This window comes from Pseudomonas sp. TE12508, from assembly GCF_056279485.1.
Genome location: NZ_JBWCCN010000032.1, coordinates 15,540 through 38,438, shown reverse-complemented (window position 1 = coordinate 38,438; position 22,899 = coordinate 15,540). Strand labels below are relative to the sequence as shown.

General features: G+C 57.0%; 18 protein-coding genes and 2 pseudogenes. 6 read left to right on the top strand and 14 right to left on the bottom strand.

Features of this window, described 5'->3' with window-relative positions; all coding sequences use genetic code 11:
- Nucleotides 1-268: 268 nt before the first annotated feature.
- From pgm to ACZ9IM_RS29865, 4 genes are all read right to left on the bottom strand, one after another.
- Nucleotides 269-1,915: a phosphoglucomutase (alpha-D-glucose-1,6-bisphosphate-dependent) gene (gene pgm / locus ACZ9IM_RS29880; RefSeq protein ID WP_476225792.1), complete on the bottom strand. Its 1,647-nt coding sequence runs from the start codon at nt 1,913-1,915 to the stop codon at nt 269-271.
- 110 nt (nt 1,916-2,025) lie between these two features.
- Complete coding sequence (locus ACZ9IM_RS29875; RefSeq protein WP_476225791.1) at nt 2,026-3,426, bottom strand: aminotransferase-like domain-containing protein; 1,401 nt, start codon at nt 3,424-3,426, stop codon at nt 2,026-2,028.
- A gap of 67 nt (nt 3,427-3,493) precedes the next feature.
- On the bottom strand, nt 3,494-4,984 hold the full coding sequence (locus tag ACZ9IM_RS29870) for a hypothetical protein (RefSeq protein ID WP_427627863.1): 1,491 nt from the start codon (nt 4,982-4,984) through the stop codon (nt 3,494-3,496).
- A gap of 565 nt (nt 4,985-5,549) precedes the next feature.
- Nucleotides 5,550-6,572 carry a zinc-dependent alcohol dehydrogenase family protein gene (locus ACZ9IM_RS29865; RefSeq protein WP_063343657.1) on the bottom strand — a complete coding sequence of 341 codons (1,023 nt, stop codon included), beginning with the start codon at nt 6,570-6,572 and terminating at the stop codon, nt 5,550-5,552.
- 269 nt (nt 6,573-6,841) lie between these two features.
- Here ACZ9IM_RS29865 and ACZ9IM_RS29860 point away from each other — a divergent pair, with 269 nt between their 5' ends.
- Both ACZ9IM_RS29860 and ACZ9IM_RS29855 read left to right on the top strand, forming a co-directional pair.
- Nucleotides 6,842-7,756 (top strand): LysR family transcriptional regulator, encoded by a 915-nt coding sequence (locus tag ACZ9IM_RS29860; RefSeq protein ID WP_095631404.1) that lies wholly within the window; start codon nt 6,842-6,844, stop codon nt 7,754-7,756.
- Between the two features lie 152 nt (nt 7,757-7,908).
- A pseudogene (locus ACZ9IM_RS29855) lies at nt 7,909-8,272 on the top strand (Arm DNA-binding domain-containing protein); the annotation flags it as partial.
- Between the two features lie 176 nt (nt 8,273-8,448).
- Here the strand turns inward: ACZ9IM_RS29855 and ACZ9IM_RS29850 are convergent.
- The 3 genes and pseudogenes from ACZ9IM_RS29850 to ACZ9IM_RS29840 all read right to left on the bottom strand — a co-directional run.
- Nucleotides 8,449-8,643: pseudogene (locus ACZ9IM_RS29850) on the bottom strand (thioesterase); the annotation flags it as partial.
- Between the two features lie 89 nt (nt 8,644-8,732).
- Nucleotides 8,733-9,470 carry an NAD(P)H-dependent oxidoreductase gene (locus ACZ9IM_RS29845; RefSeq protein WP_476225790.1) on the bottom strand — a complete coding sequence of 246 codons (738 nt, stop codon included), beginning with the start codon at nt 9,468-9,470 and terminating at the stop codon, nt 8,733-8,735.
- Nucleotides 9,471-9,501: 31 nt separating this feature from the next.
- Nucleotides 9,502-10,749, bottom strand: a complete 1,248-nt coding sequence (locus tag ACZ9IM_RS29840; protein WP_476225789.1) for an acyl-CoA dehydrogenase family protein — start codon at nt 10,747-10,749, stop codon at nt 9,502-9,504.
- 128 nt (nt 10,750-10,877) lie between these two features.
- Between ACZ9IM_RS29840 and ACZ9IM_RS29835 the strand changes: the two genes are divergently transcribed.
- A complete protein-coding gene (locus tag ACZ9IM_RS29835) occupies nt 10,878-11,870 on the top strand; it encodes a GlxA family transcriptional regulator (RefSeq protein ID WP_476213068.1) in 993 nt (330 codons plus the stop codon).
- Between the two features lie 96 nt (nt 11,871-11,966).
- On the opposite strand, the gene ACZ9IM_RS29830 is transcribed toward ACZ9IM_RS29835, so the two are convergent.
- The 3 genes from ACZ9IM_RS29830 to ACZ9IM_RS29820 all read right to left on the bottom strand — a co-directional run bounded on the left by ACZ9IM_RS29830 (nt 11,967) and on the right by ACZ9IM_RS29820 (nt 14,409).
- A complete protein-coding gene (locus ACZ9IM_RS29830) occupies nt 11,967-12,863 on the bottom strand; it encodes an alpha/beta fold hydrolase (RefSeq protein ID WP_476225788.1) in 897 nt (298 codons plus the stop codon).
- Between the two features lie 79 nt (nt 12,864-12,942).
- Nucleotides 12,943-13,944, bottom strand: coding sequence for an NADP-dependent oxidoreductase (locus tag ACZ9IM_RS29825; protein ID WP_427627874.1), 1,002 nt, complete (start codon nt 13,942-13,944; stop codon nt 12,943-12,945).
- A gap of 9 nt (nt 13,945-13,953) precedes the next feature.
- The gene (locus tag ACZ9IM_RS29820) at nt 13,954-14,409 is read right to left on the bottom strand and encodes a DUF2147 domain-containing protein (protein WP_476225787.1); all 456 of its coding nucleotides are present in this window, start codon (nt 14,407-14,409) and stop codon (nt 13,954-13,956) included.
- 196 nt (nt 14,410-14,605) lie between these two features.
- Between ACZ9IM_RS29820 and ACZ9IM_RS29815 the strand changes: the two genes are divergently transcribed.
- Complete coding sequence (locus ACZ9IM_RS29815) at nt 14,606-15,268, top strand: TetR/AcrR family transcriptional regulator (RefSeq protein ID WP_415769350.1); 663 nt, start codon at nt 14,606-14,608, stop codon at nt 15,266-15,268.
- Between the two features lie 174 nt (nt 15,269-15,442).
- On the opposite strand, the gene ACZ9IM_RS29810 is transcribed toward ACZ9IM_RS29815, so the two are convergent.
- The 4 genes from ACZ9IM_RS29810 to ACZ9IM_RS29795 are packed head-to-tail and all read right to left on the bottom strand — an operon-like array spanning nt 15,443 to nt 20,606.
- Nucleotides 15,443-17,149, bottom strand: a complete 1,707-nt coding sequence (locus ACZ9IM_RS29810; RefSeq protein ID WP_427627878.1) for a GMC oxidoreductase — start codon at nt 17,147-17,149, stop codon at nt 15,443-15,445.
- A 60-nt stretch (nt 17,150-17,209) separates the two neighbouring features.
- Complete coding sequence (locus ACZ9IM_RS29805) at nt 17,210-18,670, bottom strand: class I adenylate-forming enzyme family protein (protein WP_476225786.1); 1,461 nt, start codon at nt 18,668-18,670, stop codon at nt 17,210-17,212.
- 38 nt (nt 18,671-18,708) lie between these two features.
- Entirely contained in the window at nt 18,709-19,626 is a 918-nt protein-coding gene (locus ACZ9IM_RS29800; protein WP_427627881.1) for an alpha/beta hydrolase, read from the bottom strand.
- Nucleotides 19,627-19,631: 5 nt separating this feature from the next.
- Entirely contained in the window at nt 19,632-20,606 is a 975-nt protein-coding gene (locus ACZ9IM_RS29795) for an enoyl-CoA hydratase/isomerase family protein (RefSeq protein ID WP_476225785.1), read from the bottom strand.
- A gap of 88 nt (nt 20,607-20,694) precedes the next feature.
- On the opposite strand from ACZ9IM_RS29795, the gene ACZ9IM_RS29790 reads away from it, so the two are divergent.
- Together ACZ9IM_RS29790 and ACZ9IM_RS29785 are read left to right on the top strand one after the other, a co-directional pair.
- A complete protein-coding gene (locus tag ACZ9IM_RS29790; RefSeq protein WP_476225784.1) occupies nt 20,695-21,651 on the top strand; it encodes an SDR family oxidoreductase in 957 nt (318 codons plus the stop codon).
- 223 nt (nt 21,652-21,874) lie between these two features.
- Nucleotides 21,875-22,534 (top strand): winged helix-turn-helix transcriptional regulator, encoded by a 660-nt coding sequence (locus ACZ9IM_RS29785; protein WP_046043291.1) that lies wholly within the window; start codon nt 21,875-21,877, stop codon nt 22,532-22,534.
- Nucleotides 22,535-22,899: the final 365 nt, after the last annotated feature.

The window sequence follows — 22,899 nt, the reverse complement described above, 5'->3', positions numbered from 1 at the left end:
TAGTCTCGCTGACTACGCCTTTTTGCTGATTCCATTACGTCCTCCTGAAAAACAGATCAGAAGGTGTAAACCTTATTCAGGACGGGACAGCGGGACAAAAAAAGGGGCGACCGTTGATGGATCGCCCCTTTTTTACATTTAGCCGTTGTGGCGAGGGGGCTTGCCCCCGTTCGAGTGCGTAGCACTCGCAAAATCTACGGGAATTTCGAAATTCTGGGGCCGCTTCGCAACCCAACGGGGGCAAGCCCCCTCGCCACAGGGCCCTCAATCACTTCGCAGAAATCGCGCCATCCACCAAGGTCTGAGCTTCTGCCACCAGTTGCTTGAGGTGGTCGTCGCTCACAAAACTTTCCGCATAGATCTTGTAGATGTCTTCAGTGCCCGACGGCCGTGCCGCGAACCAACCGTTCTCGGTCATGACTTTCAGACCGCCAATGGCCTGGTCGTTGCCCGGTGCATGGCTAAGGATGTTCTGGATCGCTTCGCCCGCCAGTTGAGTGGAGGTGACCTGGTCTGGCGACAATTTGCTCAGCAGCGCTTTCTGCTCAGGGTTGGCCTTGGCATCGACCCGTACCGAGAACGGTTCGCCCAGTTCATCAGTCAACGCGCGATAGGCCTGACTTGGGTCACGCCCGGTGCGGGCAGTCATTTCGGCCGCCAGCAGCGCCGGAATCAAGCCATCCTTGTCAGTGCACCAGACACTGCCATCCTTGCGCAGGAACGACGCGCCGGCACTTTCTTCGCCACCAAAACCGAGGGAGCCGTCGAACAGGCCGTCGGCAAACCATTTGAACCCAACCGGCACTTCGTACAGACGGCGGCCCAGGCGTTTGGCGACGCGATCGATCAAGCCGCTGCTGACCACGGTTTTACCCACAGCCGCATCGGCACGCCACTGCGGACGGTTCTGGAACAGGTAATCGATCGACACTGCAAGGTAGTTGTTGGGTGCCAGCAAACCACCGGACGGGGTCACGATGCCATGGCGGTCGTGGTCCGGGTCACAGGCAAAGGCCACGTCGAAACGCTCTTTCAGACCGATCAGACCTTGCATGGCGTGGCTGGATGATGGGTCCATGCGGATCTGCCCGTCCCAGTCGACGGTCATGAAACGGAACGTCGCATCGACCTGTTTATTCACCACCTCCAGGTCCAGGCGATAGTGCTCGGCAATCGCCGACCAGTAGCGTACCCCCGCTCCGCCCAGCGGATCGACACCCAGACGCAGCTTCGCCTCGCGGATGGCGTCGAAGTCGATCACGTTGATCAGGTCAGCGACATAGGTGTTGAGGTAATCGTGACGATGGGTGGTGCTGGCCTTCAGGGCCTGCTCATAGCTGATGCGTTTGACGCCGGCGAGTTTGGCCGCCAGCAGCTCGTTGGCCTTGGCTTCGATCCACTTGGTGATGTGGGTATCGGCCGGGCCGCCGTTGGTAGGGTTGTATTTGTAGCCACCGCTTTGTGGCGGGTTGTGAGACGGGGTGATGACGATGCCATCTGCCAGGCCCGAAGTTCGACCACGGTTGTAGCAAAGAATTGCGTGGGAAATGGCCGGCGTCGGCGTGTACTCGTCGCCTTCGGCGATCATCACCGTCACACCGTTTGCCGCCAGGACTTCCAGGGCGCTGGCACCGGCCGGCGTGGACAGAGCGTGGGTGTCGATCCCGACGAACAATGGACCGTCAATGCCCTGGGCTTCGCGGTACAGGCAGATCGCCTGGCTGATGGCCAGAACGTGCCATTCGTTGAAACTCAGATCGAACGAGCTACCTCGGTGTCCGGACGTGCCAAAGGCGACGCGCTGGGTAGAAATGGCTGCATCGGGCTGGCCGGTGTAATAGGCCGTTACCAGTCGCGGGATGTCGACCAACAGTTCTGCCGGTGCCGGTTTGCCCGCAAAAGGACTGAGTGTCATGCAAAACCTCTGAGAAAGAGTGGTTCGGGAATAGAACGCAGTTTACTGACAGTTTGCTCCGGGCGCGACGTTATCAATTGTCAGGTACCGAGGAGGGTTTGCGCCTCGGCTCAGTCGATCGATTCGAGGCGCAAGGCATCCGCCAACAGACCCAATGCATCGGCGAGGTCGTGGTGACCACCGAAGGTGTGACTCAGGCGCAAATGCTGCCCGTGCAGGCCGTGCAGGCTGAACAGCTCCCCCGGCGCAATCACCACATGCTGCTTGAGCAAACGCTCGAACACTCGATGCACATCGACCTGGCGCAACGAACGAATCCAGATTGTCGCCCCGCCCTGGGGCTCGACGAAGTGCAACGCATCGGGCAGACGCTCTTCCAGCAACCGAGTCATCTGCACCATGCGTTCCTTGAGCAGTCGACGCAACACCAGCAGGTGTTGATCAATGCGTCCGTTGCTGTACAGCCGCGCAATAGCTTTCTGACGAATCAGCGACAAGCGGAAAGCGCGCAGCAGAAAGTGCCGTTGCAATTCGGCACGCAGCTGTCGCGACAGCAAATAGCCGAAGGGTGCCTCCGACCCGATGATTTTCTCGAATGTGGAGAACACGATCAGCCGATCCGGGTCCAGCAGATCACGAAACCGCAGGCCGCTCGGCTCGAATTCGAGCTCGCCGTAACAATCGTTTTCCAGCACCCAACTGCCGTGTCGCTCCAGCAACTGTGCGGTGATTTGCCTGTTGCTGTCAGGCGCCACACTGCCCCGGGGCATATTCAGCCTCGATGAAAGCATCACCAGTCGTACCTGCTCAGTCTCAAGCAGCTTCTTCAACTGCTCAGGATCCAGGCCACCATTGGCTTGCAGCGGCAGCTCGACCACCTGCACCTCCGCGTCTTGAAACAGGCGCAGAATGGCCCAGTCGCACGGTGACTCGACCACCACCACAGCATCCTTGAGACCAAGGACGGCGATCAATATTTCCAGTACGCCACGCAGATCGGCGCCGATATAGACATCATCAGCATGCCAGCAACGGGTCGGCGAAGTGGTGTAGCGCGCTGCCAGGGCTGCGCGCAGCTCCAGCTCGCCGCAGGGTTGCGAAGACGGTTGCGGCTGGCGCGGATACTGGCGCAGCAGTTCTCTCTCCAGTAACAGCAACGGGCTATCCAGGGGTTGTAATAACGCCGGTTCATCGGCGCTCAGCACCAGCATGCCAGGACGCCTGGCATTGACATAAACCGTTTCGAGCAGGTCCTTGCCGCTACCGGGCATGCCGATTGAGGACACGGGGAGTGCGTAGTAGCCTGATTTGGCCACTGAATAGACGCGCCCTTCTTTTTCCAACAGCGAATAAGCGTACTGAATGGTCGAGATCGACACACTCAGGCGGTGCGCCAACTGCCGCAATGAAGGCAGGCGCACTTGCATGTCACTGCCCGGCTCATTGATCAGGTTAGTCAGGTAACGGTACACCGCCTGGTACGCAAAATCGGTATCTCGTGGTCCTTTCATGGGTAATGGCCGAACAGACTACGAACGTCGTGACGCATCCTTGCCGGATCCGTCGAACCAGTCACGTTCACCGGCCCGTCGACCATTCGCCAGCCACAGTCGTTTCACCGCCAGGCTCCACGACTTCAGCTTGCCCACCCACCTCGACGCTTTCCAGGCCGAGAGCCCTGCCCTCATCCCGAACCACCGGCCCCATGCGGTAAAGCCTACTGATCAGACTCACGGGCAACCCGCTGACATCGACCATCCATTGCAGAACCTGCTCGGGAGCCGGGCCGCCCTGCATTGCCCGGTGCAAGTCCGGCAACGCCACGAGCATGCCGGGATGGCACTGACGGAGAAAATGCTCAAGCGCCGCGCCGTTATCGACAAACGGGGCAAACAGTAGACACACCAGTTGAGCCTCGCTCAAACCGAGGCTCTTTTGTGCTTCAGCCGATGCCAATGCGCGCTGGTCGGTCATCGTCATCGGGTTGCCGAAGGTTTCCATGGCCTGTTCGCAAAAGCGCTCTGGAACGTGTTTGCGACGCATCATCACCAGCGCCCGCTGCAGGTACTCGCCAATGCCTTCCTCGTAGCTGCGACCCTGTACAAAGCACGCTTGCAAGCCACGAAGATGCGCGGATATCGACAAGCTGACGTAGCCGTTATCACTGAGCTGAGCCGACAACTCGTCAGGTTGAAACCCGAGGAAATCGGTGAGCAGTGGCCAGCGCTCTTCCAGGTTGCTGACCAGCATGTCGTGAATATCGATGAAGGTCGTGCGGCGACACGCTTCAAAACGTTCGGCGGGACGCCACGCCGCCTGGGCAGACTCAGGATAAAACTCGCGGTAGCAATCGCTGCCCAATTCATCGAGTCGCGCGAACAGACACTCGTAGCCCGTTTCGTGACAGTCCGGCGCCTTGAGCCCGGCCTTGGCCGCCGCACGATTCAACCCCTCGAGAAACTGCTTCTGCCGACGGGGCGTATCGCTACTGATCAATGCGTCGACACCCTGGTCCCAACGGGCGATTTGTCCGTAAAACTCGCCGGTCGCCAGATACCCGTCATCCCACAGATCAAGCGGCCCGTCCCAGACACGGCGGTGCCCGACCATCAGCAGATTGAGCCGATTCGACTCACGACCGGCTTCAGAGATCGGCGCCAGATGATTGAACGGCAGGACTTCGCGATTATCGACCATCAACACTTCGACCCGGGGATCGTCGTAGAGAAACAATGCACTGCAGCTGCGATGGATGTTTTCCAAGGCTGTCGAGGCCGCACCGTTCAAGCGCAAGGTCGCCACTCGCAGCTGAAACGTCGCCGGTGCCCGGCCGGCAATACTCAGCTGCGCGGCACGCAGTAGCGCCAGGGTGTAGCAGCTGTCGCGGGACCCGGACTGGATCGACAGCACCTTGTAATCGCCGATACGCTCCAAACCTCCTGCGGACATCACCAGGCGCTGAATCAGCAATTGCAATGCCGTGCGCTCGGCGCGAGAGAAAAAACCCAGCAAGCGCTGCAGCATTTGCTGATAAACATAGTTCATTGCCTGATCATGGGTAGCGGTCATCATTATTTACCTGTGACTCAAAAGTACGATGCCACGCAAATAACGAGGTGTATTGCGCAACAGGTTGTTTGTCATGAATGGAGTGCCGGTGCTGTTATTCAAATGCTAGCACTTAAGCATTGTGTAATTATTTGAAATGTTTGAACGCTACGGGTAACCCAGGGAGATCCATATCGGCGCAATGCCCCGCAGAACGGGCGCCTTGGGCTCCGGCGGGTTTTCCTAGGAAATTTCCGACAGCGTCCCACAGACACTTAGCACAAGAAATAAAGAAAGAAGTTGCCCATGAATGTAAGACAACTGAGCGACGCCGCATTATTTGTTGAGCATATATTGCCGGCGCGCATTGAGGAGTTTCAGCCTGATACTCAGCCATGACTCTTTCCTTGAGATGAAAGTAATCATTCAATTATCAGGGCTTACATAATGATTAGAAGATACAGATTGAGAGCAAAAACCAGCTCAGTTGCTGAACCGGACCACCGACAGATCGATGACACGTCTCATTTTGGAGCGACTGCCAGCAGAAGAGTCCGTGTTCGGCGGACTCTTGGCGGAGGAAGGGTTAAGCAGGTTCGACCTGAAGGGCGACCCGTTCGCGACAGGGGCATTCGCCCATATAGCGGTGCGCTTCGACAAACTCGGAAAACGGGAAGACCCGGGTTTTGAGCGGCAGCAGCACGCGGTCGGCGGTCAGTTGGTTGATGTCACGCAGGGCACGCTGCAATGCGACCTGGTCCTGAATGATGCCCAGTTCCGGCTTGCCGGTGAAGTTACCGATGCAGTGCACGAAAAACTGAATGTTCTTCTGGAACGCCGCGCAGGCCGGGAACGGCGTCTGGTTACCTCCTTGCAGGCCATAGAGCACCAGGCTGCCACGAGGGGCGAGCACATCGCCGAGCAGCGACATCTGCGGCCCGCCAAGGCCATCGAACACCACATCGACGCCGCGGTTATCAGTGATCTTGTTGATCTGCATCAGCAGATCCTGTTCTTCGGTGACGATGACTTTCTCGGCGCCCAGGGACAGCAGGTACTCACGCTCATCCGCGGTTTTTGTCGCAGCAATCACCCGCACACCAAGGGCTTTGCCCAGTTGCACGAACGACGGTCCGGCGCAGTGGCTGGCGTCGGTCACCAGGGCAAATTGCCCGGGTTTGACTCGCGCCAGATCAACGTAGGCAAAGTAGGCGACCAGCAGCGGCGTGTAGTGCACGCTGGCCTCGATCGGGCTGAGCACGTCCGGGTAGCGGGTCAGCGCCGTGCGTGGCAGAACGATCTGTTCGCCATAGACCGGGTAGTCGTTAGGGCTTTCGGCCGGGAAACTGGCAACCTTGTCACCGACAGCCAGGTCATCGACGCCCTCGCCGAGCGCGGTGACCACACCGGCCATTTCACTGCCAAGGCCTGACGGCAGACGTGCATGGGATGAGGCCAGGTTCTGGCGCCAGAGAATGTCATACCAGCTGATGCCTATCGCTTCGACGCGCACCTGCACTTCGCCCGGCGCAGGCAGAGCGGCCGCATGCTCTTCGCATTTGAGCACCTCGGCTGGACCAAACTTGTGAAAACGGATCGTGCGGGACATCGCAAACCTCGTCAAAGTAACCTCTAATGCCCTGAACTCTATCTGGGCTTTCTACCCAAGACCATCAGTGGCTATTAATAGTCGACATGCCTGTCATTGATTCCGCAGCGACGGCGACATCATCCAATGCCGTGAAAAACCGAAGCAGCCTTTCAGAAAAAACTGAATTACCCTGTGCAGAGTACCAGTCTTTCCCCGTAAGATTCATGCCGGCCATTGTTCTCATATGGCCGCTCACGTCAAGTTTGCTGACTCTGCCAGGACTCCAGATGAATCGTAATGACCTGCGTCGTGTCGACCTGAACCTGTTGATCGTTTTCGAAACACTGATGCACGAACGCAGCGTGACCCGCGCTGCGGAAAAATTGTTCCTCGGCCAGCCGGCCATCAGTGCGGCGCTCTCGCGCCTGCGCGGGCTGTTCGATGACCCGTTGTTCGTGCGTACCGGCCGCAGCATGGAGCCTTCCGCCCGAGCAGTGGAAATCTTCGCCCTGCTCTCTCCAGCCCTGGATTCGATTTCCACCGCGGTCAGTCGTGCGGCGGAATTCGACCCGGCGACCAGCACCGCGGTGTTCCGCATCGGCTTGTCGGATGATGTTGAATTCGCGCTGCTGCCAATGCTGCTCAAACGGCTGCGCGCAGAATCGCCGGGAATCGTGCTGGTGGTGCGTCGGGCCAACTACATCCTGATGCCGAGCCTGCTCGCCTCGGGCGAGATTTCCATCGGCGTTAGCTACACCGCCGACCTGCCGGCCAACGCCAAGCGCAAAGTGCTGCGCCGCAGCATGCCGAAACTGTTGCGGGCCGACACGGTACCGGGGCCGTTGAGCCTGGATGACTTCTGCGCCCGCCCCCATGCCTTGGTTTCGTTCGCGGGCGACCTGAGCGGCTTTATCGATGAAGAGCTGGAGAAGCTGGGGCGCAAACGGCATGTGGTGCTGGCGGTGCCGCAGTTCAATGGGCTCAGTACGCTTATCAGTGGCACCGATATTGTTGCGACCGTGCCTGATTACACCGCTGAAGCGTTGACGGCGGCTGGTGGTGTGCGAGCCGAAGATCCGCCGTTGCCGGTGCGCAGTTTTGAGCTGCACATGGCTTGGCGTGGGTCGCAGGATAATGATCCGGGGGAGCGGTGGTTAAGGTCGCGGATTCAGATGTTCTTTGGGGACCCCGATAGCTTGTAATGGAGTTCCAGTAAATTCCATAAAACTGTTTTATAACAAGCGTTTATTGGTAATTTCGGTCCACTGCCGCCTGTCTAAATCCAATGGATTCCACGACTCATGGGGGCATAACCGGGGCAAATTTCGGTTCCTTAAAAAGGATGCCCCCACCGATGCCCCCAGATAATGCGGTTGTTTTCAAACGAAAACTCAGCGATGCCTTGATCCGCTCGCTGACCGAACCCGGCAAACACGCCGATGGCGAAGTCCCTGGCCTCTACTTGGAGGTAAGGGGTGTCGAGCAAGGTCGGCAAATCCCCTTCCAAGTTCTGGCGCTTGAAGTATCGGCTGCATGGCAAGGAAAACCGCTTCTCAATCGGCGCTTACCCCGAAATCGGCCTGAAAGAAGCGCGCGACATTGCCCGCGGCGCACGCCGCGACGTGGCTAACCACACCGCTCCGCTCAAGGCCAAGACCGCCAAAATCGAGGCGCAACTCCTCAACGAGGTGCGCACCTTCGAGTATGTCGCCAAGCAATAATTGGAGCGGGAAACGAGACTCGCATCTAGCGTCCGACCCATTGAAATCTAAAGGGTTTCGTTGCTTCCTGAAGCAGGAAAGGACTTGATTCTGGACTTGTTTTCAGTGGGTATCAAGAAGAGAAAGGACGTGATCCCTGGCTCTAGCGGTCAGACTGGAAACGGCCCACCACGCTAACTGCGACTCAGGTCAGATAGACCCTCTTCACTTCGAAGCTGCCGGCTCATGTCATCGCAACTTTGCGACCCGTCTGTCAACCATTTGGACATCACGGGCGAGCGCTCTGCTATTCCCAACTCTCGGACGAAATCATCAGGTGGAATCGTGCCGTCTGCAGAGTGGAAAAGACCTCGCATCACGACCACGCCGTCCGTCGACCGCTTTACGCCAGGGTCTACGAAACAGCAGAAACAGAAGACGAAACCAGAGATTCATAGGGATACCGATGATGAGAAAACTATGTAGGCAAACGTGGTGCCTGCTTGGAATTGGGAGCGGAAATCGGGTGCAATTTCTCATCGAACTCATCAAGTGAGACGAATGAAAGCCCTTGCAGTGTGTCCAGCGAACGCAGGTGCTGTCGATACATCGCCAACTGAGTGACACGTGCTTCCTGAGAAATGTACGGTACGTGATAGGCAACAAAGGTCGGAAGCACTGTCATTCCGGTATAGGCCAACGTTCCACGCAGGATGGGCCGGAGCATGTCGTTGAGTTCACCGTGCACACCGCCGCTTACCAACATGTGTGGTTGACCGCCGACAGTGATGGCGAGCATGGCCTTCTTGCCAACCAGGCCGCCCTGATCGTAAAAGCGCTTTCCGCCATAGCAGACGCCAGATACCAATACTCGGTCTATCCAGCCTTTCATGATTGCCGGCATCGAGAACCAATAGATTGGGAAGTTGAAGATCACCAGATCGGCCTCCAGCAACTTGTCCAGCTCCTTCTGGATGTCCGGTGCCAGTGTGCGTTGCGAGCAATTGTGACGCTGTTCCAAGGCATACGTCAGGTACTCGGAATTTACGCGGCAGCCAAAATCAGCTGCGCTGGCGACCGGATTCCAACTCATGGCATACAGGTCAGACACTTCGACAGAGTGCCCTTGCCCCCGCATTTCTTCGACCGCCAGATCTTTCATGGCCGCATTGAACGATTGCGGCTCGTTGTGCGCATGGATAATGAGAATGTGCATTGGACAGCTCTCCATTGGATTGGCCATCCAATCAGCCGGTGATGTCTTTGCCGAAGATTGCGCGTGCGATGACTAGCTTTTGAATCTCATTGGTTCCCTCATAGATTTCGGCGATCTTGCAATCGCGATAGATCTCTTCGACACGGTAGTGCGAACCATCCGCCGCGAGCTCGCGCATAAAGCCATAGCCACCAAAGATCTGTACCGCGTCGCGGGCGAACTCACCAGCAAGGTTGGTGCCGTACCATTTGGCCATTGCGGCCTCGGGCTCCGGGAAAGCGAGTCCTTCGTCCATGCGTAAAGCGGCCTTGAGATATAGGTTGCGGGCGTTCTCGATTTCAGTGGCGCGTTCAGCCATCTTGAACTGCCAGTGTTGGAACTGCGCAATGGCTTTGCCAAAAGCCCGGCGCGTCTTGAGCCGCGCGATACTGTGATCAAACAATGCCTGAGCCATGCCGGTCCCGCTGGCGGCAATCCCGATGCGCCCGAACGTCAGTGTTTGCAACGCTATCTTGAGACCTTCACCGGGCTGGCCAACAACATTCGTCATGGGCACTTTGACGTTGTCGAAGTAGATGTCCGCCGTCAGTTGACCATGGTTGCCCATTTTCTTGTCGGGTTCGCCAACACGAACACCTGGCCAATTCAACTCGACCACCAACTCGGTCATGCGCGCGCCATCGACACAGAGCAGTACAACAAAGTCGGCAACTGGGGCGTTGGAAATGAAACGCTTGCGGCCGTTGACGATGTAACCATCTTCGGTGCGCGTAGCATGGGTGCCCATGGCCTCAACGCTCAAGTCGGTACTGGCATCTGGCTCGGTAGTCGCGAAACTCCCTATCTTGTCGCCGCTGAGCAAAGGCTTGAGATAGCGTTGCTTGATCGAGTCCGACCCGTGGTTCAGCGCATTACCCGCGAGAATGCAGTGCACGTCCACGATGGCGGCCACCGAGTTCGAATGGTAGGCCAGCTCCTCGATCATCACGGCAGTGGCTGCGGTGGGGTATTTGAGCCCTCGCCCGCCAACATCGGTGGCAAAGGGAATGCCGAATAAACCGGCCTTGGCCATTTTGGCGAACAAGTCACGCGGGAACGCTGCAACGGACTCCTCTGTGTGACCAATGGCGTAAGCCACCGGGGCGACATGTTCGTCGGCGAAGCGACGAATCTCCTGGCGGATAGCCAGGATTTCCTGGGGGGTATCCAGGTCGTGATACAGGCGATCCTGGTGACGCGCAACAGTCGCATTGACCGAAGTATTGGCAAGATGGGGCATGGTTATCTCTTCTGTAGCCTGGGGAAGCAACGTGATGTGAACGGTATGAAAACTGATGGAATGACGTAATAGGCAAAAACGACGGTAAATATGCGAATATCGCCATCCACGCCAAAAAAGGCTCCGCCATGACCACCGTTGCGATTCTGGGTTTTGACGACTCCTATGCCTCCGTTGTGGGAGGTTTTGCTGACATGCTTCAGGTTGCCAACGCGCACATGTCAAAACAGGGGATGCCACCGTCGGGTCTGTTTGAATGGCATTTCATATCGCAGAACGGTCGGCCTGTGCGCGCGAGCAATGGCCTCGAGCTTGGCATGCGGGCGCTGCCGAAGAACCAGCATTATGATTTGGTCTTTATTCCCAGCCTGCATTATCGCGGCTGGCAGCATTTCCAGGGTTTCCTGGAAAAACAGGGAGCTGTGCGTGACTGGCTGGTTAGCCAATGGCGAAATGGTGCATGGCTCTGTGCCAATTGCACGGGTACCTTCCTGCTTGCTGAGACGGGTTTGCTCGACAATAAAGTGGCGACGACCACTTGGTGGCTGGAGGGGCATTTCCGCAGCAGATTCCCGAAGGTTGATCTGCAAATGCGTCCAGTGGTGACTGAGTCTGAACGTCTGGTATGCGGTGGCGCACATGCCACATTTTTGTTGCAAGCGGTTCACGTGCTTAACAAATTCGCGGGAGAGGCCATCGCCAGGCAATGCGCCCGCAGCATGCTGATCGATTTGACCCAAACGACGCAGACACCTTTCCAGCCGCTTATTGCCGACAAGACCCACAATGATCCCTTGATTCAACGCGCGCAAAAGTGGCTTCAGGATCACTTGGCGGAACAGGTGCGCATGACAGACCTGGCGCAGAAGTTGGCCGTCAGCGAACGTACATTGATACGCCGCTTCAATAAGGTGCTTGAGCAGTCACCGCTCACCTATCTTCAGAACCTACGCGTTGATACGGCGCGAGCTTTACTGGAGGCGGGCGACCTGAGTACCGAGCGAATCGCTCACTATGTCGGTTACAGTGATATCAGCTCGTTTGCACGCCTGTTCCGTGAACGCGTTGGATTTACTCCGGGGGCTTATCGAGCCAGGTTTCAGTTACCCATGGAGGACTGACCAAGCCCTGCCGCCAGCAGATCGCCTGACCCATTCGCTTCAAACCGCTACCCTCGCCTACCGTGCTGGCGAGGACAAAGAATGCACGGGAGGTTTTCAGCAAGATTGCAGGGGATGGCTTGCCAAAAATGCGGCGACTCGCTCAATGACCTCGTCCGGCCGGGAATCAGCAAAAAAATGTCCGCCCACTATCGCAGAAGCCTCCATCATCGTGCAGCGATCCACCCAAGTGGCGGGTAAATCATAGTGTTTGGCCATCGCACCTGAGGCGCCATAGAGGATCAGCGCGGGCGCGGTGATGCGTCGTCCGGAATCGGACATGTCGTCTGCCAGATCCACAGTGAGTGCGGCGCGATAGTCGTTGCAAAACCCAGCGATCGTTGCCGGATCACGCCAGGCTTTCCGATACGCCGCCAGTTGGTCAGCATCAAAATCCTCCGGCCCTGCGGCACCCCAGCCGAAAAGGCAGCTCTCGAAAAAGAAATCGGGATCCGCCGCAATCATGCGCTCCGGAAAGGGTGCGGGCTGAGAAAGAAAAAACCAATGCCAGTAACTGTGGGCTATGTCCTTGCGCAGATCTGTCAGCATCACAGCCGTAGGAACGATGTCCATCAGCGTGACGCTCGCCACCACGTCTGGATGATCCAGTGTCATCCTGTATGCAGTGCGCGCGCCACGGTCGTGTCCCACAAGATGGAACCGTTCATGTCCGAGCACACGCATCAGTCCGACCTGATCCGCGGCCATGGCGCGAAATCCGTAATTTGACAGATCCGCTTGAAGCGGCGGCTTATCCGATGCCCCATACCCACGCAAATCAGCACAGACAACCCGATAGCCACGCGCGACCAGCTCAGGTGCGATACGTGCCCAGAGCGCCATGGTCTGCGGAAAACCGTGGAGCATCAGGATGGGGTCGCCTTTACCCGCTGCAACACAGGCAATTTCCACATCGCCTACAGCAATTTGGTGCGTTTCGAAGTTCTCGAACATGGGGTCGCCTATAGGTGTGAGAGCCTCGAAAAGTTGTTTGGTGATAGGTATCAAGACCTTCCCATCAAGGGCATCGGCGTTATTTAACCCTGACGATGACCTTGCCTTTTGCCCGACCGGTTTCAACATAGGCCAAGGCATCCGGAGTCGATTCGAATGGAAAAACCCGGTCCACCACCGGGCGTATGACACCGGAATCGATGAGCGCAGTAAGCTTACGCAACTGGTCACCGCTGGCTTTCATGTAAAGGAATGAATAGCTGACGCCACGGCGTTTAGCTTTTTTCCTGATCCCGTAACTCAACAGGCCCATGACCAGTTTCAGGAATCCGGACAATCCAGCGTTTTTCGCAAAATCAGCATCCGGTGGTCCAGAGATCGAGATGAGCTTTCCACCAGGCTTGAGTATGCGCAACGATTTCTCAAGTGTATCCGTGCCCAGGCTGTTCAAGACCACATCGTAATCGTGCAGGACCTTTTCGAAATCGTCTTTGCGGTAATCGATCACGATATCTGCACCGAGGTGCTTCACCCACTCGACATTCGCCGTGCTCGTGGTCGTCGCGACAGTCGCCCCCAAGTGCTTGGCCAGCTGAATGGCCAATGTTCCCACGCCACCGGAGCCCGCATGGATAAGCACCTTTTGACCTTTCTTCAGGTTCGCTTTTTCGACCAGCGCCTGCCAGGCCGTCAAGCCAACCAGAGGGATCGAAGCTGCTTCTTCCATTGTGAGACCTTTCGGCTTGATCGCCAGCGAGCCTTGATTGATCGCAATGAATTCAGCAAATGCACCGATTCGATCGTCATCTGGCCGCGCATAGACCTCGTCGCCCGGCTTGAATTGCTGCACTTGTGAGCCAACCCGCACGACGATCCCGGCCAAATCATTGCCCAGAATAAGCGGCATGCGATAAGGCAAAATCATTTTGAACTCACCGTCCCTGATTTTTAAATCCAGAGGGTTCACACCCGCCGCATGAATCTGGACTAAAACGTCAACCTTGCCCAATTCAGGTTCTGGCATTTCGGTCGCCCGTAACGCAACTTTTTTTCCATAGCGTTCGATAATGAATGCTTTCATCGTACTTCCTTACTCCTGGCGTACCCAGGTCTGTGAACGCCCCAGCAGCGGCGTGCCAATGTAGCCGCGCACGCTGAGTTTTTTACCGTTGTCGGTCAGGTGGACTTTACTGCTATAGACCTTGCCGTTATCCGGATCGAGGATTTCGCCATCGGTGTATTCTTCGCCGTCCTTGCGCAAACCGGTAAGAATGGTCAGGCCTACAATCGACGCATTCTTGTTCACGCCATCACATTTGCCGCACTTCGGATTCTGGTCTTCGCTCGGGGCGGGAAACGCTTTTTCGATAACGCCCTTCAGAGTGCCATCGGACTCGGTGATTCGAATCAATGCCCTCGGCTTGCCACTGACATCGTCGATGTTTTGCCACAGACCAACGGGCGAATTATCGTCTGCCCACAGTGCCGATGACATGACTGCTACTGCCAGGGTGAGTCCGAAGATACCTGCTTTGAGCGTACGCATTGTCTGAATCCTCATGATTGAGCGAATTTTCTTGTCGGCTTGATGCCATTTTCAGAGTATGAAATTGGCCCTGTGGCTCACGGCTATCGGATTGCGCTTGCTGTGTTCAGATCGCTTTCTGAGCAAGCTTCCAGTCGCGCGAGACATATAACGCTGTTATTTGATAAACATAACGCCGTTATGGCAGTATTGCAACATGACCACTGATAACTCACTCCCTAATGCCCCCACCCGCCTCGTCGAGGCAACCATCCGTGTGCTTGCGACTAACGGCCCGTCCGAAGTCAAGGCCCGTTCGGTAGCGAGCGAAGCCGGCCTGTCGACGATGGGGGTTTACACACACTTCGGCGGAGTGCCGGAACTTCTACAAGCAGTCGCTGACGAGGGATTCAAGCGGTTGGCTGCAGTCTTCAAGCGTGTGCCAATCACGGATGATCCGATAACTGACTTATGTGCGATGCTCCTGGCTTGCCGAGACCTTGCACGAAGCAATCCCCATCTGTACGACTTAATGTTTGGTCTTTCGATTGACGGCAGATATAGCCCCTCACGAGGTACCATGAAATCGATTGCAGATGGGCAATCGGAAGCCTTCAAGGCGACATACGCGATTCTGATCAACGCGTGTGCTCGCTTGGTTGATGCCAAATGCGTTCGCAAAATCGATCCTGCCCTCATCGCGCCACAGCTGTGGAGTGCCGCGCATGGATTCATCATGCTCGAACTCGCTGGCCACTTCGCAGGCACGGCCAATCCTGCTTCGCAGATCCTGGTAGCGACGTGTAACAACATTGTTGTCGGCTTGGGAGCGAAGCGCGAAAAAGTGGAATCTTCCACTGCTGGCGTAATTGCCGGGTAGGCAACTCCGCTAGAACCTTGAAAAAACCGCGCAACCCTGCAGTAACGCGGAGCGAACAGTATTTCAGTTCAAGTACGCAGCCACTCGGCATGTTCAGAGGTTGGGTCAACCGGTTCGCTCATGCAGAGAAGGAACCGGTCATTACAGATGCTCGTATGCTTTGCGGCTCAATGCTCATATGTGCAGCAGGATAGGGATCTGTATCGAGGCCACGCGCTTATTATCAGGATGGCTGAGCACGCCACTGGACGGTTTGGTAGCTACCGCCTCACCTAGCTCATGAACACCTTCGTTATTGCGGGCCTGTGGAATCTGCGCCATTGCGTACTCGGCGAGTGCCGTGATGGTCAGCGCAGGATTAACCCCAGGATTTGCAGGCATCGCAGCGCCGTCACAAACCAACAAGTTCTGGTAACCAAAAACGTGTAGGTTCTGATCAATCACGCCGCTTTGGGCATCGGCGCCGATCACGGCACCGCCCAGCACATGGGCTGTTGTCGGAATGTTGCCCAGCGCTTCCAGTACGTTGCTCTGGGCAATACCGCCGGTGTGCCTGGCCAACCATTGAGCCGCCCGGTTGCCCATCTCGATGTAAGTCGGATTTGGCTTGTCGCGATTCTGCTCGGTGACGAGACGGTAGCCGCGACCCAGCCAACGCTTGCTGGGGCGTAGTGCAATCGCATTGTCCAATGTCTGCATCACTAGCAGCATCACCATGTGTCGGCTCCAGCCCCATGGCCATAGCGACTTGAGCCATCGCGTTGGGTGCAACACGATATTCCCCAGCCACTTCAGCGGCCGCGTCATGCGGTTACCCTTACCGACCAGCAACGTGCAAAGCAAACTGAGGAAGTCGGCGTTGCGACCGTAGGTGAGAAACTCGATGTGGGTATCCTGATCGACATGCACACTGCTGCTGGCGGTAACATCGTTCCAAGTCTTGCGGTCCTCGGGCAGGCGCACGTTCAGAACCGATTCGCTGTTGGTGCGCACCAGTTCACCAAGGCGATCGCTGACCCGGGGCAACGAGCCGCCGTGCTTGCAGTTGGCCAATAATTCGTTGGTACCGAGAGCCCCGCCGGCGAAGATCACTCCGCGGGCGGTGTAAGTATGGCGATCACGGGTGAACCAGGCGCCGGGGCGCTGGGCGGTCACACGGTAGCCGTCACTACCATCGGCTGCCCCGAGTGGGCTCACATCAACGACCTCACGCTCTGCCAATATCTGCACACCGCGTTTCTCTGCGAACCACAGGTAGTTTTTCACCAGCGAGTTCACGGCACCGACGCGGCATCCCACCATACAGGCGCCGCAACGTATACACCCGGTACGGTCAGGCCCTTCCCCACCGAAATAGGGGTCCTTGACGGTTTTGCCCGGTTCGCCAAAGAACACTCCGGTGGGTGCTCGAGTGAATGTGTCTTCGGTTCCGAAGTGTTGCGCCATCTCCCGGGCCAGTTGCTGGTTCGTCGAGTCGAATGGCACCGTCTTTACCCCAAGCATGCGTTCGGCCGTATCGTAGTGAGGCTGCAATAGCCTGTCCCAGTGGCCGAGCTCCCGCCACTGCACGTTTTCGAAGAACTCTGGCTTGGCGCGGTACAACACACCGCCATACACGGTACTGCCGCCACCGACACCCGACTGGCTGGGAAAAAAGACATGGCGAAACAGCGACATGCGCATGATGCCCTTCAAACCCAATGCGGGTGCCCACAGATATTTGTTGAGCTGCCAGGCCGACTTGGGAAGGTCTTCGTCGCGATAGCGACGGCCGCGTTCGAGTACCCCGACGCGATAGCCTTTCTCCACGAGGCGCAGCGCCGAGACGCTGCCGCCAAATCCCGATCCGATCACCAGCCAGTCGAAGTCTGCGTTTTTCATGATGTGTCCCCTTCTACGTGCCGATTGCTTTGCGCCTAAAGTCCATCAGGTAATTACCTGTCAATCGACATATTCGGTCCACATCTTGCGCAGCCTCAGCTTGTCGACTTTGCCCACGGCATTCTTTGGCAGGCTGTCGATGATGTTGATCGTGGAAGGTCTTTTGTAACGCGTCAGCCGGTCAGTGCAGTGCTCACTCAAGCCCTCCTGGGTACCGGCGAATCCCGTACGAAACGCGACGTAGGCAACAACAATTTCGCCAAGGGTCTCGTGAGGGACACCGATCACTGCTGCTTCAAGAACCCCCGGAAATTCGAACAACACATCCTCGATCTCCTTTGGATAGATGTTCTCGCCGCCGCGAATGATCATCTCTTTAAGGCGCCCGACGATGGCCAGATAACCGTCTTCGTCGATCCGGCCAATGTCGCCGGTGTGCAGCCAGCCATCGACGATGGTCTTCGCTGTTTCCTCGGGCTTCCCAAGGTAACCGCGCATGACGTTAGGACCTTGAACCAGCACCTCGCCAGTGGCGCCCTGCGGCAAATGCACACCGCTCGGGTCGGCGATTGCAATGCGTTGCCCGGTGAAGGGCAGCCCGACCGTACCGACCTTGCGTAGGCCGTCGAAGGGGTTGATGGTCGAAGCGCACGTGCCTTCGGACAGGCCATATCCCTCAAGCAGCGGAAAACCGAAACGCGCTTCAAATTTTTTCAGTAGTTCCGCCGATGCAGGCGCCGCGCCGCAGATGCCATACCGAAGACTGGAGGTATAAGGTTTTACCTCACGAGGTAACGCGCTAAGCATTGCGTAGATGGTTGGCACTGCAGAGAAGTACGTGGGTCGAAGCCACTCGACATCCTCAAAAAACGTGTCGACGTTGAAACGCTTGCGAATCGAAACCCGACCACCGCTTGATAGCGGGACAAGAGTGCTCACCACAATGCCGTTTACGTGAAAGAGTGGAAGTATCAATAAACAGTGGTCTGCTGCCGTGACCTGGAGTGAGTTTCGCCCCATTTCCGACATGGCTTCAATATTGGCGTGATCGAGCATCACGCCCTTCGGCAGGCCGGTAGTGCCACTGGTGTAGATCAACAGTGCCAGTGCGTCAGGCTCTTCAAAGGGGACGCCGGTGTAAGACGCCCCCGTTTCCAGAGTGGCGACAGGCAGGGACTGCAGATTCGGGACTATGACTTCGCCGCTGGCGTTGATGAGCAGCTTCGCCCCCGAATCAACCAGTTGATGAGTGGCTTCCTTGCTGGTCAGCCCAGGATTGATCGGCGTGACCGCCGCCCCCAGACGCCAGGCGGCGAACATCGCCACCACAAACTCCACTTGGTTGGGCAACATGATCGCAACGACGTCTCCAACGCCCACCCCCCTGTCCGCGAATACTCCCGCTGCCGCGAGGACTCTGGAATGGAACTGCCGGTTAGTCAGGTTGCTGCTGTCGTCAGCGATGCACAGACCATCAGGCTCTGTCACCGCGCGCAAATCTGAAAGTTTGGAAAAGCACATTATTGTTGTTCTCTCTAAAAGTGACGGAAACGCTTGAATCAATTGGCTGAAGAGCCGAGTAGATGTTTCGTCAGAAATTGAGTCTGATCCTTCACTAGTTCTTCGAACGCGTCGCCCATGTAGAACTCGAAATGCCCCGCCGCGTAGAGTTTGGTTTCTCCATGCGGCGCCTTGCGCACCAAGGCGATCGTCTGTTCCGGTGGCGTGACAGTGTCAGTGGTGCTGACGCAAAACAGGATGGGGAGCTTCACCTTAGAGGCGGAGCGTCCGGGTCGATAAGCCATGATTTCCGGGAGCACCCGTGCGGCGACGTGATTGACGAACACCATCCCCTTCGGCACCAAGGCCAGATAACCCGGCAGGGCATCATGCGCATTCATCAAGGCTGGCTGACCGGGAGCGGCAGCGATTGGCACCATCACGGGCGGGCGACCCAGTAGCCTGGCTGCAAAATCACGCAGGAGCACCGGCATTACCTGCAGCGATCCCTTCACACCCAGTGCGGCAGTTGAAGCCAGACCATCGGTAAAAGGGCACTGACTGATGGCGGCCAGTAACTCGGGATGCCGGCTGGCCACGGTAATCGCATGTCCTCCCCCAAACGAGCTTCCCCATATTCCAACCCGACGCCCATCGACATCCGCGCAGCCTTTGACGAAGTCCAGCGCTGCATCCCAGTCAGCCAGTTGCCGCTTCACAGACATCAACTGTCTGGGCCGACCACCGCTGTCTCCGAAATAACGGTAGGTGAAGGCCAATGTAGCGATTCCCGCAGCGGCGAATCGTTCGGAAAAGGCGTCCAGGCGCATCTCGCGAACCGCACCCAGTCCATGTCCGAGCACTACAATCGGCGGTTTCTCTACGCCAACCGGCAGGTAGAGCCAGGCCGAACAGTAGGTCTCGCCCGATTCAAAGCGAACATCCTGGCAAGTGAATGGGTAGGTAAGCGGTGACATTTGATTCATTTCCTCCCTCCCCCGTTTTGCAGGGGCAAAGAGCCTTGCTCAAGGGTTTGCTCGAAAATGGCCGGGTTGTAGAACGGCACGTTGCCGTCCCGATCCGTGCGCTCAAGGTATTCAACCATGAGCGATTGCGCAGTCTCGGTCGGCGAGATCTTGATGAATTCGGTACGCTCCATATGCAGCCCCTCGTCGAGAGTGGCTGACCCGCCGAAGTACACGGCTCGCTTGACTGCCTCAATCGCCCCTTTGGGTCGGGAACCCAGATACCCGGCCAGCTCGATGGCTCGATCAAGCAGCGCATCTGGAGCAACCACTTCGTCGATGTATCCTATTTCGAGCGCCTTCTGTGGTGACACCGGCCGACCGTCAAGCATCAGCATCAGCGCGCGATGGGCGCCGACCAGTCGTGGTAATCGCTGAGTGCCTCCGCCACCAGGAAGGATTCCAAGTAGCACCTCGGGCTGACCGATGAAGAAATTGCCATCCGCCATCAGGCGGACGTCACACGCTAGCGCGAGCTCGCTGCCAAGTCCCAGCGCAGATCCATTCAGCGCGGCGACGAAAATGACGCCGCTGCGGTTCATCCGTAAAAAAGTGTCGTGCAGCTTGTCGAGTTGCATCCCGCCATCCAGCGGTGTCAGGGACGCAGCTGCCGCCAATGGCGCAATACCGCGAACGGTCTTGGCGGTTCGAGCGATCGCCGAGGCCATACTGCGCCCGACCGACGGGATACTCTTTCCACCTTCCTGCAGCCAACGAACGTCTGCATGACCGATGAAACGCTCAGGATGAGTTCCGGTGAGCACCACCGCTTTTACCGCGGTATCGGACTCCAGCTTGTCCAATAGCCCCGAAAGCTCATTGGCCATGTCCAACCCCATCAACCCGTGTGGACCTCCATCCAGCCGCGCAACCAACACAGAGCCACGGGACTCCATATCAAGGTATTCAGGCGGCGTATGCATCTTCGTCATCTCTTGGATCCTCCGGTGACAAACGTAAGGAGCAAGCGCTCCCATCAGTATTTCCACCTTCTGACCAGTCATCGGATCAGTCGGAGAGATGGATAACACTGTTATTGCAAAACATAACACCGTTATATTACTCTCGCAATATGCACTGACCTGTACACAAAACCTGAATGCTCAGCTCCTGAAGGGAACCTCTGAAATGAAACCGCACATCACTGTGGTACAGAGCAATCAAACACCCAGAAACCCGACTGAATCCCTTCTTCCTGAATGGAGACCAGCCATCTTCGTCACAGGCGCGGCTTCGGGAATCGGTCGCGCCTGCGCTGAATTGTTTGCGCGGCGCGGTTGGTTCGTGGGGCTATACGATATCGATTCAGAGGGTGTCGCTGCGGTCGCCGCGATCCTGGGAGAGGGCAACGCCGTCTCCGGTGCGCTCGACGTGAGCGATCCCGAAGCATGGAAGCAAGCGCTTATGGATTTCTGGGCACATAGCGGCCACCGGCTTGACGTGTTGCTCAATAACGCTGGGATTCTCGCTGCCGGTCAATTTGAAGCCGTACCGTTGACCAAGCACCAAGCAATGCTTGACGTGAACGTTCAGGGAATGATCACCGGCTGTCACAGCGCCTTCCAGTACCTGCGAGGCACGCCCTGCTCTCATGTCATCAATATGGCCTCCGCCACCGCAATCTACGGCCAGCCCGAACTTGCAACCTACTCGGCGAGCAAGTTCGCCGTGCGCGGATTCACCGAAGGACTCGACCTCGAATGGGGAAAGTTCGGCATTCGCGTGAGCGATATCTGGCCGAGCTTCGTAAAGACCGCAATGGCTGATGACTACGGTCGTATCCCCAGCGCCAGATCGCTGGGTATTCGGCTCACGTCGCACGACGTCGCATCGACCGTGTGGGCTTGCGCGACGTCGAAACGACGAATCCACAAGACCCACTGGACAGTCGGCATGCAAGCCGGATTCTTGTCGTTCGCTACACGTCTCGCGCCTGCGGCTCTCTCCCGCTGGATCGTCCAACGCATTGCGCGATAACGGATAGGTTCATGGCATAGCTATACGATTTATATAGCGCCATGACTAAACGAACGGTATAGTGAAATCAATAAGAATGACTCAACCTGTTCAGTGAGCGATACATGAAAGCGACCGTGAGATCAGCCGTCCAAGGGACTGGAACAACGCCCAATGCCTTCGACTTGAGGCAGCAGTGGCTTTTCACTGTATTTCAACTGAGTGGAATTTTGTACAATGCGCCATGACAAACAAAACCTACGGTCAACTCTGCCCCTTAGCCCGGTCGCTCGACGTACTCGGAGATCGCTGGACGCTGCTCTTGATTCGCGAACTCCTGTTAGGTCCGAAGCGTTTCAAGGATCTGCTCGCGATCCTGCCTGCAATGGGTACAAACCGGCTGTCCGAACGCCTGGCCATGCTGGTGCAGAACGGCGTCATTCAACAAGTCACCCTGCACACACCTTCCGCCACGCCAGCTTACGAGCTGACGGACTTGGGCGAGCAACTGCGCAAGCCGGTGATCGCGCTGGGATTCTGGGGGCTGAGCCTGCCGATCGACGAACGCATCGATCCGTCCAGTGCTCGTGCGGAACTCATAGCCCTGTGCCTGACAGGCTCGAACGATTCGGCAGCGAGCGCCGGTTTGCAGGAGTTGTACGAGTTTCAGGTGGGGGCGGAAGTCTTCCATATTCGAGTCAACGACGGGAACCTGTTGGCACGCTCCGGGCCGAGCGAAGAGCCCATCGACGTCAAAATACAATGCGACATGGAAACCTTCATTGCGTTAGTCCTGCGCCAGATCACTCCAACTCGCGCACTTCGCGAAGGTCATGCAAAGCTGTTGCAAGGGGATCGGCCAGCCTTCACACGAGTGTGCAAAGTACTCGAATACAAGCCCTAGGACTGCCGGCCTTTCCCCCTTCCCTCGCGCCATGCGGATCGAGGGGGACTTGCCCGCCCGGCATCCGGCGAGTTGCTTGCAGCCTTGTACCCGTGTCTGGCCCGAGGGTACTTGCCTGCCTGGCAAGGCTCTTCTTGCCATCAATGCAACTTGCAACCCCAAAATATATAGATAGGGCAATCGCCTGATCCTGTGATATTCCTGAGAGGGCTTTGTAACTAAAAAACAACTACGTGTCTGCAAGATCCAATTAACACTTCCTACTCCAGCCCGGCCGGCACTGTTGATGTATACGGCCGCCCACGATTTCTATTCATCCCGACAACAACAACAACAACAACAACAACAACAACAACAACAGGTAC

What these genes read in the sequence shown, in the direction of transcription:
- ACZ9IM_RS29845 (WP_476225790.1), bottom strand. Translation starts at nt 9,470, where the DNA reads ATGCACATTCTCATTATCCATGCGCACAACGAGCCGCAATCGTTCAAT.
- ACZ9IM_RS29860 (WP_095631404.1), top strand. Translation starts at nt 6,842, where the DNA reads ATGAATCGTAATGACCTGCGTCGTGTCGACCTGAACCTGTTGATCGTT.
- ACZ9IM_RS29800 (WP_427627881.1), bottom strand. Translation starts at nt 19,626, where the DNA reads ATGTCACCGCTTACCTACCCATTCACTTGCCAGGATGTTCGCTTTGAA.
- ACZ9IM_RS29875 (WP_476225791.1), bottom strand. Translation starts at nt 3,426, where the DNA reads ATGAAAGGACCACGAGATACCGATTTTGCGTACCAGGCGGTGTACCGT.
- ACZ9IM_RS29865 (WP_063343657.1), bottom strand. Translation starts at nt 6,572, where the DNA reads ATGTCCCGCACGATCCGTTTTCACAAGTTTGGTCCAGCCGAGGTGCTC.
- ACZ9IM_RS29795 (WP_476225785.1), bottom strand. Translation starts at nt 20,606, where the DNA reads ATGACGAAGATGCATACGCCGCCTGAATACCTTGATATGGAGTCCCGT.
- ACZ9IM_RS29835 (WP_476213068.1), top strand. Translation starts at nt 10,878, where the DNA reads ATGACCACCGTTGCGATTCTGGGTTTTGACGACTCCTATGCCTCCGTT.
- ACZ9IM_RS29825 (WP_427627874.1), bottom strand. Translation starts at nt 13,944, where the DNA reads ATGAAAGCATTCATTATCGAACGCTATGGAAAAAAAGTTGCGTTACGG.
- ACZ9IM_RS29785 (WP_046043291.1), top strand. Translation starts at nt 21,875, where the DNA reads ATGACAAACAAAACCTACGGTCAACTCTGCCCCTTAGCCCGGTCGCTC.
- ACZ9IM_RS29870 (WP_427627863.1), bottom strand. Translation starts at nt 4,984, where the DNA reads ATGACCGCTACCCATGATCAGGCAATGAACTATGTTTATCAGCAAATG.
- ACZ9IM_RS29815 (WP_415769350.1), top strand. Translation starts at nt 14,606, where the DNA reads ATGACCACTGATAACTCACTCCCTAATGCCCCCACCCGCCTCGTCGAG.
- ACZ9IM_RS29820 (WP_476225787.1), bottom strand. Translation starts at nt 14,409, where the DNA reads ATGCGTACGCTCAAAGCAGGTATCTTCGGACTCACCCTGGCAGTAGCA.
- ACZ9IM_RS29840 (WP_476225789.1), bottom strand. Translation starts at nt 10,749, where the DNA reads ATGCCCCATCTTGCCAATACTTCGGTCAATGCGACTGTTGCGCGTCAC.
- ACZ9IM_RS29805 (WP_476225786.1), bottom strand. Translation starts at nt 18,670, where the DNA reads ATGTGCTTTTCCAAACTTTCAGATTTGCGCGCGGTGACAGAGCCTGAT.
- ACZ9IM_RS29830 (WP_476225788.1), bottom strand. Translation starts at nt 12,863, where the DNA reads ATGTTCGAGAACTTCGAAACGCACCAAATTGCTGTAGGCGATGTGGAA.
- ACZ9IM_RS29810 (WP_427627878.1), bottom strand. Translation starts at nt 17,149, where the DNA reads ATGAAAAACGCAGACTTCGACTGGCTGGTGATCGGATCGGGATTTGGC.
- ACZ9IM_RS29790 (WP_476225784.1), top strand. Translation starts at nt 20,695, where the DNA reads ATGGATAACACTGTTATTGCAAAACATAACACCGTTATATTACTCTCG.
- pgm (WP_476225792.1), bottom strand. Translation starts at nt 1,915, where the DNA reads ATGACACTCAGTCCTTTTGCGGGCAAACCGGCACCGGCAGAACTGTTG.